Below are 15606 nucleotides of genomic sequence, written 5' to 3'. Positions count from 1 at the left end.
TAATTAAAATGGAAAACCAATATGAACAATTATTATTAGGTTCAATTGATCTTAATGAAACTTTTCATTATCAATTTATGTATGCAAGTCAAAACTATGGAACCTTTTATGCAATTTATGGTAAAATAAGTGAAGATAAAGCGTCTTTATCTTTAGAATTAGTAAATTACAAAGGACCAATTAATTTAGGTTTTGCTACTAAAAACTCATTAGAAGATAAGAATAAATCTAAAGTCGATGGAGATATTTTAAAGATTGCAATTGAAGTGCAAGGGCTTTCTACGAATAAATCTACCACTTTAAAATTAAATAATGTAACTGACATTAGTAATTCAGATACGATTTTTATAGAACGTTTTCTTCATCCCTTAAATAAAGTTAGTAGCCCTTTTTCCTCAATGGTTTTTGATAGTGAATTCTATTATAGAAGTGGTGAAAATATTATTCCAAATAATAGAAATAAATCTGTTAAGGAATTAATAGGTAAATTCATTAACACTCCTTTAACAACAGATAAAAAAAATAAGCTTGCTGCTACTGGTGGAAATTGTAAAACTTCATTATTGAATATTATAAAATAATAATTTGAGAAAACACATGTTTTTGTTGTTTTTAATTATGTTTCTTCAGAATAATTTTTCACAAAATCATTCTGAAGATTACTCATATTTGGATAAATATTTTGAGAATTTAAAAAAATTAGAATTTAAAAAAGCTCATAATATTAATTTAGAAAACAAATCATCAGTTAATGAATTAATCAACCTACTAACAAAAATTATTGCTGATAATGGCACTTCTTTAATTTCAGAAATGGAATTAAAAATTAAAGAGTTTAAAGTTATTAAATCGAATTCTAAAATAAATAATTCATTGCAGAATTTAATTAAAGGCTATTTACTATTAAATTATAAAAAAGATAGAGTTAATTCATTTAAATATTTTAGAAATGCATGCTTAATAGGTTTAAAAGCAGGAAATAAACCATTAATTAAGTACAGCTTACTTTCAATTTTACACTTTTACGCCGAAGGTTCACTTCAAAATGATGGTAAATATAAAAATCACTTAAATAAATATAAAGAATTATGTGAGGATGGAATTGATTGGCTTTATTATTATAATTATAAAAATAAGCTTTATGGACAATCGAAAACATATGATGAGAATCGAAAAAAATCTAGTAATATTGAAAAAAGTCTAATTCACAAATTTGATTCCTTAGTTGCTACATTTAAACAACAATATAAACCACTTTTATTCTATTATATTCAAAAAGGAAATTCCATTATCTGGGAAAAACCAAACCTTGCTGAAAAATTTTACTTGAAAGCTTGGAATTTAACAACAAATGAAAAATATTATAAAACTAAAAAACTAAGTATTTTATTTCACTTTTCTAGAGTAAGTACTAAAAAAAACGAGCACAATAAAGGGTTAAGTTACCTTAAAACCGCTTATAGTTTTATAAATGTTAACGATAGTTTGGATAATATTTTTTATATAAATGCTTATAAGGCTGGTCATTTTTACAATTTAAAAGAATATGATTCTGCATTTATTTATGAAAGAAAAGCACGTTTTTCAAGTTATAACTTAAATTTTCAAAAGCATTATACTGAAGTCTCAAAAGTTAGAGAAGAATTAAATTCTAAAGATAAAGAAATTGAGAATTTACAATTAAAACAAGATAACTTAGAAATTGAAAACAAACGTAAACAAAACAGCAACTTTTTAATAGGTTCTCTCCTATTTATTTTGTTTGGCGGTACTATTGGTTATTTAAATCTTAAAAACTCGCGTAAAAAACGATTACTTGCTTTACAACAAAAGGAACTAGAAAAGCAAAAGAACATTACATTAATAAAAGAACAAGAGTTGACCACTATTAATGCTATGGTAGATGGTCAAGAAAAAGAACGCAAACGTATTGCAGAAGATTTACACGATAATATTGGTAGTGTTTTAGCAACCTTAAAATTACATTTTGAGAATTTAAAAATTAATAGAGAGAAAAAACATTTTAATCAAGAAGAGTTATATCAAAAAACGGAAGGATTAATTGATGAAACCTATAAGAAAGTCCGGAGTATTGCACATGCAAAAAATGCTGGAGTTATTGCAAATCAAGGTTTATTGGTTGCCATACAAATGATGGCAGAAAAAATATCATCTGCAGATAAAATTAATATTGTGGTAATAGATTACGGTTTAGACAAACCAATTGATAACAGTCTAGAAATAAGTGTGTTTAGAATAGTACAAGAATTGACTACCAATATTATTAAACATGCAGAAGCAACCAATGCTACTATTAATCTTGCACATTATGATGATCATCTAAATATTATTATAGAAGACAACGGAAAGGGGTTTGATATAAATAAAATCAATCTTAAAAACGGTATGGGTATTAGTTCTATTAAAACTAGAATAGAACATTTAGAGGGTACTTTTGAAATTGATTCTACCCTCAAAAAAGGGACTTCTACGATAATTAATATTCCTATTTCTTAAATTACTTAGTAATGGGTATTAAAAATGTAACCCATTTTTAATATTTTTATCATTAAATTAACCCCTTAAATATATTTACCTATGATTACTGTTGCTATGGCAGAAGACCATCAAATGCTTATCGATGGCGTAAAGTCTTTTTTCGAATATGATGAAGATATCAATATTATTGGAGCAGTCAATAATGGCGAAGAGTTAGTGAAGCTAGTTTCTTTAAAGCAGCCTAAAGTTGTAATTACAGATATTAGAATGCCAATAATGGATGGTATTCAAGCTACAAAAAAGATTAAAAAGAAATTTCCTCATATTTTTGTTCTCGCGATGACTATGTTTGATCAACCAGATGCTATTAAACAAATGTTAGATGCTGGTGCAACGGGTTATATTCTAAAAAACTCTGGAATTAAAATGCTTTCTAAAGCGATTAATACGGTTGCAAACGGAGAAACATTCTTTGATCCTAATGTAGCTTTTAATTTTATGAATGATTACATCGATAAAAATGTTGTGATAGGTAAATCTGATAAAGTAGTTTTATCATCTAGAGAAAGAGATATTTTAACTTTAATTGCTAACGGAAAAACCTCCAAACAAATCTCTGAAGAATTATTTATTGCAAAAACCACGGTTGATACCCATAGAAAAAATATGATTCGAAAACTTAAACTAGCTACTGGAAATGAATTAATTAAGTATGCTATTGATAAAAAATATCAGTTTTAAATTCATTATATACCTACATATAAGTATTGCGACAATATTTATTAAAGCATACTTTTGTAATGAATAATCAAAAACTTATTTATTATGAAAAGAGGAATACTTTATTTATTTGTTTTTTTTATTAGTTCTTTAAATGCACAAAAGATATTAATAAAGAAAAATACTTCAAAATTTAAAAAAAACCACCATTTTGATGTAAAAAAAAGAATTGATAATCCTGATAAAATAAATAAAACCTTATCGGTTATCCCTCCTAAAAAGGTGCAAAAAAGAATACGCACTATTTCAAATAATTTTTCTGTAGAAAATGCAACATTAGTTAACTCTAGCCCATTCCATAACTATTCTATAGACATTTTTAGTTCACCTTTATCAAAAGGTGGTCAAAGTGGCTGTGATATTATTGGTTTTAATTTAATTTATTATAAATTTAAAGCTGAAAATGATGGTGTTGCATCTGCTAAAATCTATGATAATTTTAATAGTATCGGAAATTCGTTTGTTATTTTTTACAAAGCAGAAGACCTAAACATCACAAATGAGAGTCAATTATCTTTAATTTCCAATTGTGAATTAGGACAAAATACAAGTGTTAATGTTACAAAAGATACTGCATATTATATTGCAATCTACAGAAGCGATCAATTTAGTTCTGATATAGAAATAAATATCCCATTAGATGTTTCAGTTACTGAAAAAAGTAATTTAACCCAATTATACAATAGCTTAAATGGTGATAATTGGACAAATAATTCTAACTGGAATTCTACAGAACCAGTATCTTTTTGGAATGGAATTACAGTTAAAGACGGTTTTGTTCAAAAAATTAAATTAGATAGAAATAATATCACTGGTGTAATTCCGAATATTTTAAATAATTTTTCTACTCTGGAAGAATTTTCTATTTATTATAATAATTTTAAAGGTACTGTACCAGATTTAAGTTCAATGAATTCATTGAAAATAGTTGATATAAGGTACAATGATTTTTCTTTTGAGGATATAGAAACCAATTTTAATAGTAATAAAAATTTACCTAGTTTTTATTATGAAAGACAAAATTTAAAAGATGATTTTGAAGAGCACCAAGTTAAATTAGGAGATTCTAAGACATTGGAAATGAAAATCGTACCAGGAACAAATGTTACTTATCAGTGGTATAGAGACAGATATGGATTAAATGATGTTATTATAGAAGGAGCTACTTCAAATATTTATGAAGTCCAGAATATTAATGATATGGATATGGATGATTATTACTGTATCGCTTCAAGTAGCACATTACCAGAGTTAAAACTATTTAGAAATTTAGTTAAGCTTAAAGGAAAAGTTTCTGAAGAACAAAGAAATGCATTAATTGCTATTTATAATTCAACCAATGGAGATAATTGGACACATAAAGATAATTGGTTAAGTGAAACTGAACCAATAGATAATTGGTATGGTATAAAAGTTACAGGAAATAGAGTAGTTAGAATCAATTTAAATAATAATAATTTGTTAGGGAAAATACCAAAAGATATTTCCGCCTTAAAACATTTAGAATCAATTTCTTTTTACGGAAATAAATTATTAGAAGAATTACCTCCCGAATTAGGTGTTCTAACAGATTTGAAATTACTAGATTTAGGTGGCAATAGTTTTACTGGAGAAATACCAGAAACTTATGCTAATCTTAATAAATTAAATCATCTTTGGTTAGATTCAAATGAATTGATAGGTGATGTTCCAGAATACTTTAGCACTTTTACAAATCTAAATAATCTTGTTTTAAACAATAATAATTTTAGTGGAAAACTTTCAAAGTTTCCAAATTTAAAATTGCTAAATATATCATATAATAGGTTTCAATTTAAAGATTTAGAAGATGAGTTTAATTTCTACAAAACATTAGAATCTAGTTGGAATAACAATTCTTATTATTCGCCACAAAAAAATGTTAGTGAGGAAATTCATCATTTAATTACTCCTGGTGAAAATTTATCACTTAGCGTTACTGTATCTGGAAGTGAAAATTCTTATCAATGGTATAAAGGAAATAATATTATTAGTGGTGAAACCAATGCTTCAATTAACTTAACTAATATTGAATCAAATCAGTTTGGTGCATATCATTGTAAAATAAAAAACACTTTAATTCCTGAATTAATTTTAGAATCTGGCACTTTTTTTATTGGACTTGATCCAGTAACACACCCTGATTATAATGCATTAGTAGCCTTATATAATAGCACTTCTGGTGTAACTTGGGAAAATAACTCAAATTGGTTAGACAGAAATAAAACGATAAATTCTTGGTATGGTATATCAATGGAAAATGATAGAGTTAAATTTATAAATTTACATGACAATAATTTAATTGGAAAAATTCCAAATGAAATTGGAAATTTAGAATTTTTAAATACACTTCAATTATCAGGAAATCAAAATCTTTATGGAGAAATACCAAGTGGGATTGGAAACTTATCTAATTTAGAATGGTTATCTCTCTATAATTGTAGTTTGTGGAATGACGTACCCGATAGTTTAAACAACTTATCAAACTTAAAATATTTAGGCTTATTTAATAATCAACTTACAGGTAAAATTCTAGAAAATATTGATAGCTTGACTAAGCTTAAATATATAGAAATTAATAATAATGCATTTGATGGATCAATTTCTAATTCTATAGTGAGTTTTAATTCACTAGAAAGCTTATTAATAAATGGTAATTATTTTAGTGGTAATATACCAGATTTTTCAAAAAACACGAATCTTATTTACCTTTATATTAATGATAATAAATTCCAATTTGGAGATTTTGAAGATGAATTTTCTGAATATCAATCAAGTTTTGTGTTTTCATATGCACCACAAAAATATTTAGATAAAAATGTAGATAAAAGTTTAGCTATTAATGAATCTTATACTTTTATATCTGATGTTTCTGGAACCAATAATACATATTTCTGGTTCAAAAGAAATAGTGATGGTAGTAAAAGAGTTGTAAGTTATGACAAAGATTTTACATTAAAAATAACTTCTGAAGATGATTATGGTGATTATGATCTAGAAGTCACAAATTCAAACATAACTAATCTATTATTAACTTCTTATCCTTTTACAGTTGGCCCAAATGCAAATACGCATCCAGATTTCACAGCTTTAAAAGCTATTTATGATAGTACAAATGGAGCAGAATGGACTAGAAAATGGGATTTGACTTCCCCAATTTCTACTTGGTCAGGAATTACATTTAATGATGATAATAGAATTGAAATTTTAGACTTAACATATAATAATTTAAAGGGGAATTTACCTTCTGAAATTAGCGATTTAACAACTTTAAAGCAATTTTGGATTTTTGATAACTTAGGTATTACTGGAAATGTACCTTTAGAACTTTGGAAACTAAATAAGCTAACTCATTTATTAATTGGGTATACAAATTTAAAATTACCAAATGGTATTCCTCAAGAAATTAAAAACATGCAAGAATTAGAATGGTTAAACTTATCTAAAATTTCTTTACAATTACCTTTACAGGAAGAACTTTATAAACTACCAAAACTAGATAAACTTAGAATTCAAGATTGTCAAATAAAAGGGAATTTACCAAAAGAATTTGCAGAAATTAATGATATTTTTGCAGATAGAAATGAATTTGAAGGTGAAATACCTATAGAAATTATAAATAAAAAAGGAAATAAAAGATTAAGTATACAACTAAATTATTTTGATTTTTCAGATCTTCAACCTTTAGTCGAAGCTAACGGGTATGAATTTTTAGGTTACTCCCCACAATTCACTAGAGATGAGGCTATAGAAACAACAATAGCACCAGGTGAAGATATCACGTTTGTTGTTGATGATCAAGGAATAAATAGAATAGGTCATCAGAAGAATGCTACAGGAAACATATATCAATGGTTCAAAAATAATATATTAATATCTGGAGCAAACAAAAATAGTTTTACAATTAGTAATGCTAAAGAATCTGATAATGGTATCTACCATTGTGAAATAAAAAACAGTTTAGTAAACGATTTGGTTATTAGAAGGGCAAATATTACTCTTAAAATTGATGCTACTGCTGTATTGACTAATGATATATTAAATGAAGTTAGTATATATCCTAATCCTGTTAATAATAAATTTATTATTCATTTAAATAATAAATTAAATGCTGATTTAAGTATTTATGATATTACTGGAAAAGAAGTGATTAAGAGAAAATTAAACTCAAAAACAACAGAAGTTAGTGTTTTAAATCTTAAAAAAGGTCTTTATTTTGCTTCAATAATTTCAGAAAACAAAAAAATAATTAAAAAAATAATTAAAATATAAAATAGTTATTTACTTTTCCCAAAAGAGGTTGATTTTTTAAATCAACCTCTTTTTTTATAAAATTTTAAATCTAATTAGCCACTTCATTAATAAACTTAATACGCATTAAACGAAGTTCTTCCTCATCATAATCCCCATCAAATTCATCTAAAGCTTCTTCAATATCGTCAGTTTCAGCTTCCATAAAATACTCATGAATCTCTTCTTGCTGTTCTTCATCTAATAAATCATCTAAAGAATAATCGATATCTAATTTTGTTCCAGAAAAAATAATGACCTCCATTTCTTTAATCAACTCACTCATTGTGAGTCCTTTTGATTTAGCAATGTCATCTAAAGGTAATTTTCTATCAGTATTTTGAATAATGTATAATTTTAAGCCAGATTTTACGCCTGTACTTTTAACTATTAAATCATCTGGACGAATGATATCATTTTCTTCAACATAAACGTTGATTAAATTTATAAACTCCTTACCAAATTTTCTTGCTTTCCCTTCTCCCACTCCATGTACCGTAGAAAGTTCTTCTAATGTAATAGGATATTTTAACGCCATATCATCTAAAGAAGGATCTTGAAAAACAGCAAAAGGCGGTACACCTTGCTTTTTTGCAGCTTTTTTTCTAAGATCTTTAAGCATAGAAACTAATTTAGCATCTGTTGTACCTCCGTTAGATTTTGCATTGGTAATTATTGAATTATCATCTTCTCGATCATAAATATGATCTTCAGTCATTAAAAAAGTAGTTGGATTTTTTAAATATTCCAAAGCATTATCAGTCACTTTTAAAACTCCGTATTGTTCAATTTCTTTACGTAAATAACCAGAAACGAGTAACTGTCTAATTAATGCCATCCAATAATGTGGCTCTCTGTCTTTACCTATTGCAAAAAATGGTTGCGCTGGAGTTCTATGTGATTTTAACATCGCATTTTCTATACCAGCCAACGTATTTACAATTTCTTTAGATTTATATTTTTGATTCGTTTTGCTAACTACTTCTATTACTTTTACAACATTGTCTTTTGCTTCGTGCTTCTTTTTTGGATTTTTAGTATTATCATCCATTTCTGCTCCTAAGCCATTAATCTCGTCAAATTCTTCACCAAAATAATGCAGAATATATTTTCTTCTGTTCATAGAAGTTTCCGCATAACCAACAACCTCTTGCAACAAAGCATGACCGATTTCCTGTTCAGCTACAGGCTTATTAGCCATAAATTTTTCTAATTTCTCTATATCTTTATAGGCATAAAAAGCTAAACAATACCCTTCTCCATCATCTCTACCCGCTCTACCAGTTTCTTGATAATAACTTTCTAAACTTTTTGGGATATCATGATGAATAACATATCGTACATCTGGCTTATCTATTCCCATTCCAAAAGCAATGGTAGCTACAACTACATCACAATCTTCCATTAAAAACATATCTTGATGCTTAACACGTGTTTTTGCATCTAAACCTGCATGATATGGAACAGCATTTATGCCATTAACTTGTAATATTTGTGCTATTTCTTCTACTTTTTTTCTACTTAAACAATAAATAATTCCAGATTTACCTATTCGCTGTTTTACAAATCGGATAATATCTTTTTCTACTTCTTTTGTTTTTGGTCTTACTTCATAAAATAAATTAGGTCTGTTAAAAGATGCTTTAAAAGTTCTAGCATCACTCATACCTAATGTTTTTAAGATATCTTCTTGTACTTTCTCTGTTGCAGTTGCAGTTAGTCCTATAATTGGAACATCATCAATTTGACTGATGATCGTTTTTAAATTTCTATATTCTGGTCTAAAATCATGTCCCCATTCAGAAATACAATGTGCTTCATCTATAGCCACAAAAGAAATTTTTTGTGTTCTTAAAAATGAGGCGTACTCTTCTTTTATCAAAGATTCTGGAGCTACATATAATAATTTAGTAATACCATTATTAATATCTTCTTTTACCTGAGCTATTTCTGTTTTATTTAAAGACGAATTTAAAACATGTGCTATTCCTTTATTTTCAGAAATACCACGTATGGCATCCACTTGATTTTTCATCAACGCTATTAATGGAGAAACAACTATTGCTGTTCCCTCTTTAATAAGTGCTGGTAATTGATAACAAAGTGATTTTCCACCACCAGTGGGCATAATTACAAATGTATTTTCATTATTTAAAATACTTGCAATTACTTCTTCTTGTAATCCTTTAAATTTATTAAATCCAAAGAACTTTTTTAAAGGCCCGTATAAATCCATTTTACTGTTCTCCATTATATGTTTAAAAGTGTAAAATAACCAAATCTAATTTACAAAAAATATAATTGTAAAAAACAATCGATTGTTTATTTAGTTTCTTTACAGAAAATATTTACGTTCCATAAAATATTAGCTACTTTTACAATCTATTATAAACAGACATACTTTATACCTTGAACGACATAAAGAATATTTTGGGGATTGCTAAAGAGACTATACTTATTGAAAGTAAAGCTATAGCTAATTTAGTAAATTTAATTGATTCTGATTTTGAAAATGCAATTAAGTTTATTTTAAAAGCAAAAGGTAGAGTAATTGTTACCGGAATTGGTAAAAGTGCAAATATTGCCACTAAAATTGTTGCTACTTTTAATTCTACAGGTACACCTGCTATTTTTATGCATGCTGCAGATGCAATTCATGGCGATTTAGGAATTATTCAAGAAAATGATGTCGTAATTTGTATCTCTAAAAGTGGAAATACTCCTGAAATAAAAGTTTTAGTTCCATTGATTAAGAATTCTAACAATAAAGTAATTGCAATTACTGGAAATAAAGACTCTTTTTTAGGTAATAATGCTGACTTTACCTTAAATACATATGTAGAAAAAGAAGCATGTCCTAATAATTTAGCTCCTACTACAAGCACTACTGCTCAATTAGTTATGGGCGATGCGTTAGCCGTTTGTTTATTGAAATTAAAAGGTTTTACAGATACTGATTTTGCAAAATATCATCCAGGTGGCGCATTAGGAAAACGATTATATTTAAGAGTAGATGATTTAATTAAAAATAATGAGCAACCAAAAGTTAATCCTAACGATTCAGTTTCTGAAGTAATTATCGAAATTTCTGAAAAAAGATTGGGTGTTACTGCCGTTATAAATGATGATGATACCATTTTAGGTATTATTACTGATGGTGATATAAGAAGGATGTTGAAAAAAACAACCAAAATTGATGCGTTAACTGCCAAAGATATTATGAGTAAAAACCCAAAATCAATTTCTAAAAACGATATGGCTATTGATGCTTTAGAAACTTTAGAAGAGAATTCTATTACTCAAATTTTAGTAACTAATGATGAAAATAAATATGTTGGTGTTGTTCATTTACATGATTTATTAAAAGAAGGTATTTTTTAATATGGCACAAAAAGAAATGTCTTTTTTATCCCATCTTGAAGAGTTAAGATGGCACTTAGTTAGAAGCGCAGCTGTAATTTTTATTGTTGCAATTGTCTTATTTGTTTTTCAGACAGAAGTCTATGAAAATTTCTTATTTGCGCATAAAAAACCAGATTTTATCACCTATAGATTCTTTTGCGAATTATTTACGAGCATAGGAATAGATACAAACTTTTGCAATCTACAATTCCCAGAGAAACTACAAAGTTTAGCGTTAACACAGCAGTTAATGAATTCTATCTGGACATCTATGATTTTAGGATTAATCATAACCTTTCCTTATGTTTTATGGGAAGCATGGCGTTTTATTACACCAGGTTTACATCAAAATGAAGTAAAAAAATCTAGAGGATTTATTTTAATAGCTTCTCTCCTATTCTTTTTAGGTGTATTATTTAGCTTTTTTGTTATCGTACCTATGTCTATTTACTTTTTCTATAATTATCAAATTACTGATATGATAGAAAACAATTTTAAAATGGAATCATATATTAGCCTAGTTACTAATACATTACTAGGTGTTGCTTTAATTTTTGAATTACCAGTATTGATTTATTTTTTATCAAAAATTGGATTGGTAACACCAGAATTCTTAAAAAAATATAGAAAACACGCATTAGTATTGGTATTAATTTTATCAGCAATTATAACACCGCCAGATATCGCAAGTCAAATAATTGTATCTGTACCTGTAATGTTATTATATCAAATAAGTATTATTGTATCTAGAATGGTAATAAAAAAACAAGAAAAGAAAGTTTAATCGTTTAAGAGTAATTTAAGAATTCTAAAAAATTCAATGTTTACTTTTACAAAGTTATATAGTTTAACAATAAAGCATGATTTTAAGAGCCGATAACATTCAAAAGATTTATGGAAGCCGTAAAGTGGTAAAAGGTATTTCTTTACAAGTTGAACAAGGTGAAATTGTAGGCCTTTTAGGCCCAAATGGTGCTGGTAAAACAACTTCTTTCTATATGATTGTTGGTATGATTAAACCAAATGCTGGTAATATTTATTTAGATGATGAAGAAATTACCGATGCTGCCATGTACAAACGTGCACAAAAAGGAATTGGGTATTTAGCGCAAGAAGCATCAGTTTTTAGAAAGTTATCTGTTGAAGACAATATTATGTCGGTTTTACAATTTACTGACCTATCTAAAAAAGAACAAGAGCATAAATTAGAATCATTAATTGAAGAGTTTAATATTGGTCATGTTCGTAAAAATAGAGGAGATTTATTATCTGGTGGAGAGCGTAGAAGAACTGAAATTGCTCGCTGTTTAGCTTCTGATCCTAAATTTATTTTGCTAGATGAACCTTTTGCTGGTGTAGATCCTATTGCTGTTGAAGATATACAAAGTATTGTTGCACATTTAAAGGATAAAAATATTGGTATTTTAATAACAGATCATGATGTACAAGCTACTTTAGCGATTACAGATAGAACCTATCTAATGTATCAAGGAGGAATTTTAAAAGAAGGAATTCCTAAAGATTTAGCTGAAGATGAATTAGTACGAAAAGTGTATCTAGGAAAAGATTTTGAGCTAAAAGAAAAGAAGTTTTAATTATTTAAGTTTTTAATAGCAATATTAAATTTAAAGCAGACTCCACTTTCATCTACTTTTTTATTTTCTAACACTATATTCCCTCCTAAACGTTGTACAATAGATCTAACTGTTGCTAATCCGATACCTGTATTTTCTGCATTCGCATCATCTAATGTTTCAAACATTACAAATATCTTTTCCCAATATTTTTCTGGTATTCCAGGTCCATTATCTTCAAACGTAAAATTATAACTATCATTAGTAACATCCATTTTTATCTTAATAATACATTTTTCTTTATTATTAAATTTCTTAGAATTTGAAATTAGATTTTGAAAAACCTGTACCAAGCCTATTTTTGAATGTTCAATAATTTTATCCATTCCAATCATTTCAATATTAAAAGGATAATCGATATCAGAATTGTTAGAAATTGTTTCTATTAATTCTTTAATATTAAATTTAGAAAACTTAATTTCTTCATTGGTTACTTTTGTGTATGCTAAAATTTCTTCAATCAAAGTATCCATATAAACAGCTCTAGAAGAAATTAAATCTATCCATTCTTTAGCTTTAGAATCTTTAAATATCGTATTGTAATCTTCTTTTAAAAAGTCGATTAATGAATTGATACCTCTAATAGGTGTTTTTAAATCGTGTGTTAAGCGATATGCGAAATGATTTAATTGATCATTTAATCGTAAAACCTCTTTATTTGCTTTTTTAAGTTTGGCATTCTTTTTTCTTAATTCCAATAGAACCATTACTTGTTTAGCAAGTGCTTTTAATGAATCCTGTTGCCCTTGGGTTAAGTTTTTTCTTGGTTTATTATCAATAACGCATAAAGTTCCTAATGTATTTCCGTCTGCTGTATTAAGAGGAGCACCAGCATAAAAAATTACATTTGGATCTCCCTTAGTAATAGGATTATCAAAAAAGCGTTCATCTTTACTTGCATCAGGAATAATAAATAATTCGTCTGGTTGATTAATTGCATGGGCACAAAAAGCGACATCTCTTGATGTTTGATTTGAATCTAATCCATGATGTGATTTAAACCATTGTCTTTCTGGATCTACCAAAGAAATTAAAGCAATTGGTGTATCACAAATTTCTGAAGCAATTTTGGTAATAGCATCATATTCTTCTTCTGGTAAAGTATCTAATACATCATAACTAAATAATGATTCTAAACGAGCATCCTCATTAGTTGGAACTATTGGTTTTTTCATTTATTTAATTTCAAATTAGTTATGACAGAAATTAAGATATAAAGCAGAATGATTAAAGGTATTGCTATAAATTTAAAGAGCAATAAAAAAACTACAGATAGCACTAAAAACAAGTATTTAACTACGTTTTCTTTAATTCCAAAACCTTTAAATTTTAAAGAAAACAAAGGCAATTCAGCATTCATTAAAAAGCTAAATACTACTACAACAACTATTAAAAAATAATTATTTTGTATGATTTCGAGAAAAAATTGATTGTTTGCATATATACTAATTAACGGTAAAGAAATTACAAACAAAGCCATTGCTGGTGTTGGTACACCAATAAAAGAATCAGATTGTCTTGTATCAATATTAAATTTAGCCAATCGATAACAAGCAGCTAGAGTTAAAATTAATCCTATATATTGAATTGGATGAATTGTATCGTCTATCCAAGAAAAATGATCTAACCAAGTTTGGGAGTTATTTTCCCCCAACATTTTAAAAACAAATATACCGGGCACTACTCCACTTGTCACCATATCAGCTAAAGAATCTAACTGTTTTCCTAACTCACCTTGCACATTTAATAGTCGTGCAACAAAACCATCTAAAAAATCAAATGAAACACCGATTGCAAAAAATAAAGCAGCTTTTTCATAGTTTCCTTGGATCGCAAAAATTGTAGCTAAAGTTCCACAGAATAAGTTTCCTAATGTTAATAAATTTGGAATGTGTTTTTTAATGTTCATAAATTGAATGAATATCTACGAAAATATGAAATTTTAAAAGTTTTTATCATATTTTGTTATCATAAAATAATTTGATTGTTATATGCCGATTCTAGAATCTCAATTTATTCCTTCCCTTCCTTTTAAAAACGGACATTTTAATACCTTGTATCGTCCATATTTTATGAAAGATACTATTTCTTATCAAAGAAAAAGAATAACTACTTGGGATAAAGATTTTATAGATTTAGATTTCTCAACTGTTGGTTCAAAAAAATTAGGATTATTAATTCATGGTTTAGAAGGAAGCTCGGAATCTAATTACATGATTAAAACAGCTAAAAAACTAAATACTATCGGTCTAGATGCCATTTGCATGAATTTAAGAGGTTGCAGTGGTGAAGATAATTTACTTTTAAGTACGTACCATAGTGGAAAAACTGAAGATATAGATTTTGTAGTAAAACATATATTAGAAAATTATGAGTATGAAAATATTGTAATTATTGGCTTTAGTTTAGGAGGTAATTTAACATTAAAGTATTTAGGAGAATATGTTGCGTCATTATCATCAAAAATTAAAGGAGGAATTGCTACTTCTGTACCTATAGACATTGCCAGTGCAGAAAAAGAAATGGATAAGTTTAAAAACAAATTATACATGGAAATCTTTTTTAAAACGATGAAAAACAAAGTTTTAGAAAAGCATCATAAATTTCCAGAATATCAATTAGATAAAGACAAGTTATTTAAAGCAACAAAATTTAAGCATTTAGAACATCTTTATACAGTTCCTGTATTTGGTTTTGAAAGCCCGGAAGATTATTGGCAAAAAGCAAGTTCTAAACCCTATTTATCAAAAATTGATAGACCTACTTTATTAATCAATGCAAAAGATGATTCTTTTTTATCAAAAGAATGCTTTCCTTTTGAGGAAGCTAAAGCTTCTGAGTACTTTTATTTTACAGAAACAGAATATGGTGGACACTGCGGATTTATGTCTTCTTTTACTCAATCTGAAAACAACTGGCTAGAAAATAAAATAGCAATATTTATTCAGCAAAAAATTCAACTCTAATCTTCTTAAACAATATC

General features: G+C 27.2%; 11 protein-coding genes. 8 read left to right on the top strand and 3 right to left on the bottom strand.

Annotated features, from left to right (window positions below; genetic code table 11):
* Nucleotides 1-8 precede the first annotated feature (8 nt).
* From OD91_RS00640 to OD91_RS00625, 4 genes are all read left to right on the top strand, one after another.
* Entirely contained in the window at nucleotides 9-581 is a 573-nt protein-coding gene (locus OD91_RS00640) for a hypothetical protein (protein WP_144894478.1), read from the top strand.
* Nucleotides 582-618: 37 nt separating this feature from the next.
* Nucleotides 619-2517: a sensor histidine kinase gene (locus tag OD91_RS00635; RefSeq protein WP_186434362.1), complete on the top strand. Its 1899-nt coding sequence runs from the start codon at nucleotides 619-621 to the stop codon at nucleotides 2515-2517.
* Nucleotides 2518-2598: 81 nt separating this feature from the next.
* Nucleotides 2599-3240: a response regulator transcription factor gene (locus OD91_RS00630; protein ID WP_186434361.1), complete on the top strand. Its 642-nt coding sequence runs from the start codon at nucleotides 2599-2601 to the stop codon at nucleotides 3238-3240.
* Between the two features lie 84 nt (nucleotides 3241-3324).
* On the top strand, nucleotides 3325-7569 hold the full coding sequence (locus OD91_RS00625) for a T9SS type A sorting domain-containing protein (protein ID WP_144894476.1): 4245 nt from the start codon (nucleotides 3325-3327) through the stop codon (nucleotides 7567-7569).
* A gap of 70 nt (nucleotides 7570-7639) precedes the next feature.
* Here OD91_RS00625 and OD91_RS00620 read toward each other — a convergent pair whose 3' ends face one another.
* Entirely contained in the window at nucleotides 7640-9823 is a 2184-nt protein-coding gene (locus OD91_RS00620) for a RecQ family ATP-dependent DNA helicase (protein WP_144896888.1), read from the bottom strand.
* 173 nt (nucleotides 9824-9996) lie between these two features.
* Between OD91_RS00620 and OD91_RS00615 the strand changes: the two genes are divergently transcribed.
* The 3 genes from OD91_RS00615 to lptB all read left to right on the top strand — a co-directional run bounded on the left by OD91_RS00615 (nucleotide 9997) and on the right by lptB (nucleotide 12584).
* On the top strand, nucleotides 9997-10968 hold the full coding sequence (locus OD91_RS00615; protein ID WP_144894475.1) for an SIS domain-containing protein: 972 nt from the start codon (nucleotides 9997-9999) through the stop codon (nucleotides 10966-10968).
* Nucleotide 10969: 1 nt separating this feature from the next.
* Nucleotides 10970-11773, top strand: coding sequence for a twin-arginine translocase subunit TatC (gene tatC, locus OD91_RS00610; protein ID WP_144894474.1), 804 nt, complete (start codon nucleotides 10970-10972; stop codon nucleotides 11771-11773).
* A gap of 76 nt (nucleotides 11774-11849) precedes the next feature.
* On the top strand, nucleotides 11850-12584 hold the full coding sequence (lptB, locus tag OD91_RS00605) for an LPS export ABC transporter ATP-binding protein (RefSeq protein ID WP_144894473.1): 735 nt from the start codon (nucleotides 11850-11852) through the stop codon (nucleotides 12582-12584).
* Here lptB and OD91_RS00600 read toward each other — a convergent pair.
* Both OD91_RS00600 and OD91_RS00595 read right to left on the bottom strand, forming a co-directional pair.
* Nucleotides 12581-13798: an ATP-binding protein gene (locus OD91_RS00600; protein WP_144894472.1), complete on the bottom strand. Its 1218-nt coding sequence runs from the start codon at nucleotides 13796-13798 to the stop codon at nucleotides 12581-12583. The genes lptB and OD91_RS00600 overlap by 4 nt on opposite strands.
* Nucleotides 13795-14532 carry a phosphatidylcholine/phosphatidylserine synthase gene (locus OD91_RS00595; protein WP_144894471.1) on the bottom strand — a complete coding sequence of 246 codons (738 nt, stop codon included), beginning with the start codon at nucleotides 14530-14532 and terminating at the stop codon, nucleotides 13795-13797. The genes OD91_RS00600 and OD91_RS00595 overlap by 4 nt, the downstream gene beginning before the upstream one ends.
* Before the next feature lie 82 nt (nucleotides 14533-14614).
* Between OD91_RS00595 and OD91_RS00590 the strand changes: the two genes are divergently transcribed.
* Nucleotides 14615-15589: a YheT family hydrolase gene (locus OD91_RS00590; RefSeq protein ID WP_144894470.1), complete on the top strand. Its 975-nt coding sequence runs from the start codon at nucleotides 14615-14617 to the stop codon at nucleotides 15587-15589.
* Nucleotides 15590-15606 lie beyond the last annotated feature (17 nt).

Source organism: Lutibacter sp. Hel_I_33_5, from assembly GCF_007827455.1.
Lineage (GTDB): Bacteria > Bacteroidota > Bacteroidia > Flavobacteriales > Flavobacteriaceae > Polaribacter.
The sequence above is the reverse complement of the archived record's forward strand: the minus strand, read 5'-3'. Positions and strand labels throughout refer to the sequence as shown.

Bases quoted from the DNA above. Each gene is read 5' to 3' on its own strand.
- OD91_RS00595 (WP_144894471.1), bottom strand. From the start codon at position 14,532: ATGAACATTAAAAAACACATTCCAAATTTATTAACATTAGGAAACTTA.
- lptB (WP_144894473.1), top strand. From the start codon at position 11,850: ATGATTTTAAGAGCCGATAACATTCAAAAGATTTATGGAAGCCGTAAA.
- OD91_RS00625 (WP_144894476.1), top strand. From the start codon at position 3,325: ATGAAAAGAGGAATACTTTATTTATTTGTTTTTTTTATTAGTTCTTTA.
- OD91_RS00590 (WP_144894470.1), top strand. From the start codon at position 14,615: ATGCCGATTCTAGAATCTCAATTTATTCCTTCCCTTCCTTTTAAAAAC.
- OD91_RS00640 (WP_144894478.1), top strand. From the start codon at position 9: ATGGAAAACCAATATGAACAATTATTATTAGGTTCAATTGATCTTAAT.
- OD91_RS00630 (WP_186434361.1), top strand. From the start codon at position 2,599: ATGATTACTGTTGCTATGGCAGAAGACCATCAAATGCTTATCGATGGC.
- OD91_RS00600 (WP_144894472.1), bottom strand. From the start codon at position 13,798: ATGAAAAAACCAATAGTTCCAACTAATGAGGATGCTCGTTTAGAATCA.
- tatC (WP_144894474.1), top strand. From the start codon at position 10,970: ATGGCACAAAAAGAAATGTCTTTTTTATCCCATCTTGAAGAGTTAAGA.
- OD91_RS00635 (WP_186434362.1), top strand. From the start codon at position 619: ATGTTTCTTCAGAATAATTTTTCACAAAATCATTCTGAAGATTACTCA.
- OD91_RS00620 (WP_144896888.1), bottom strand. From the start codon at position 9,823: ATGGATTTATACGGGCCTTTAAAAAAGTTCTTTGGATTTAATAAATTT.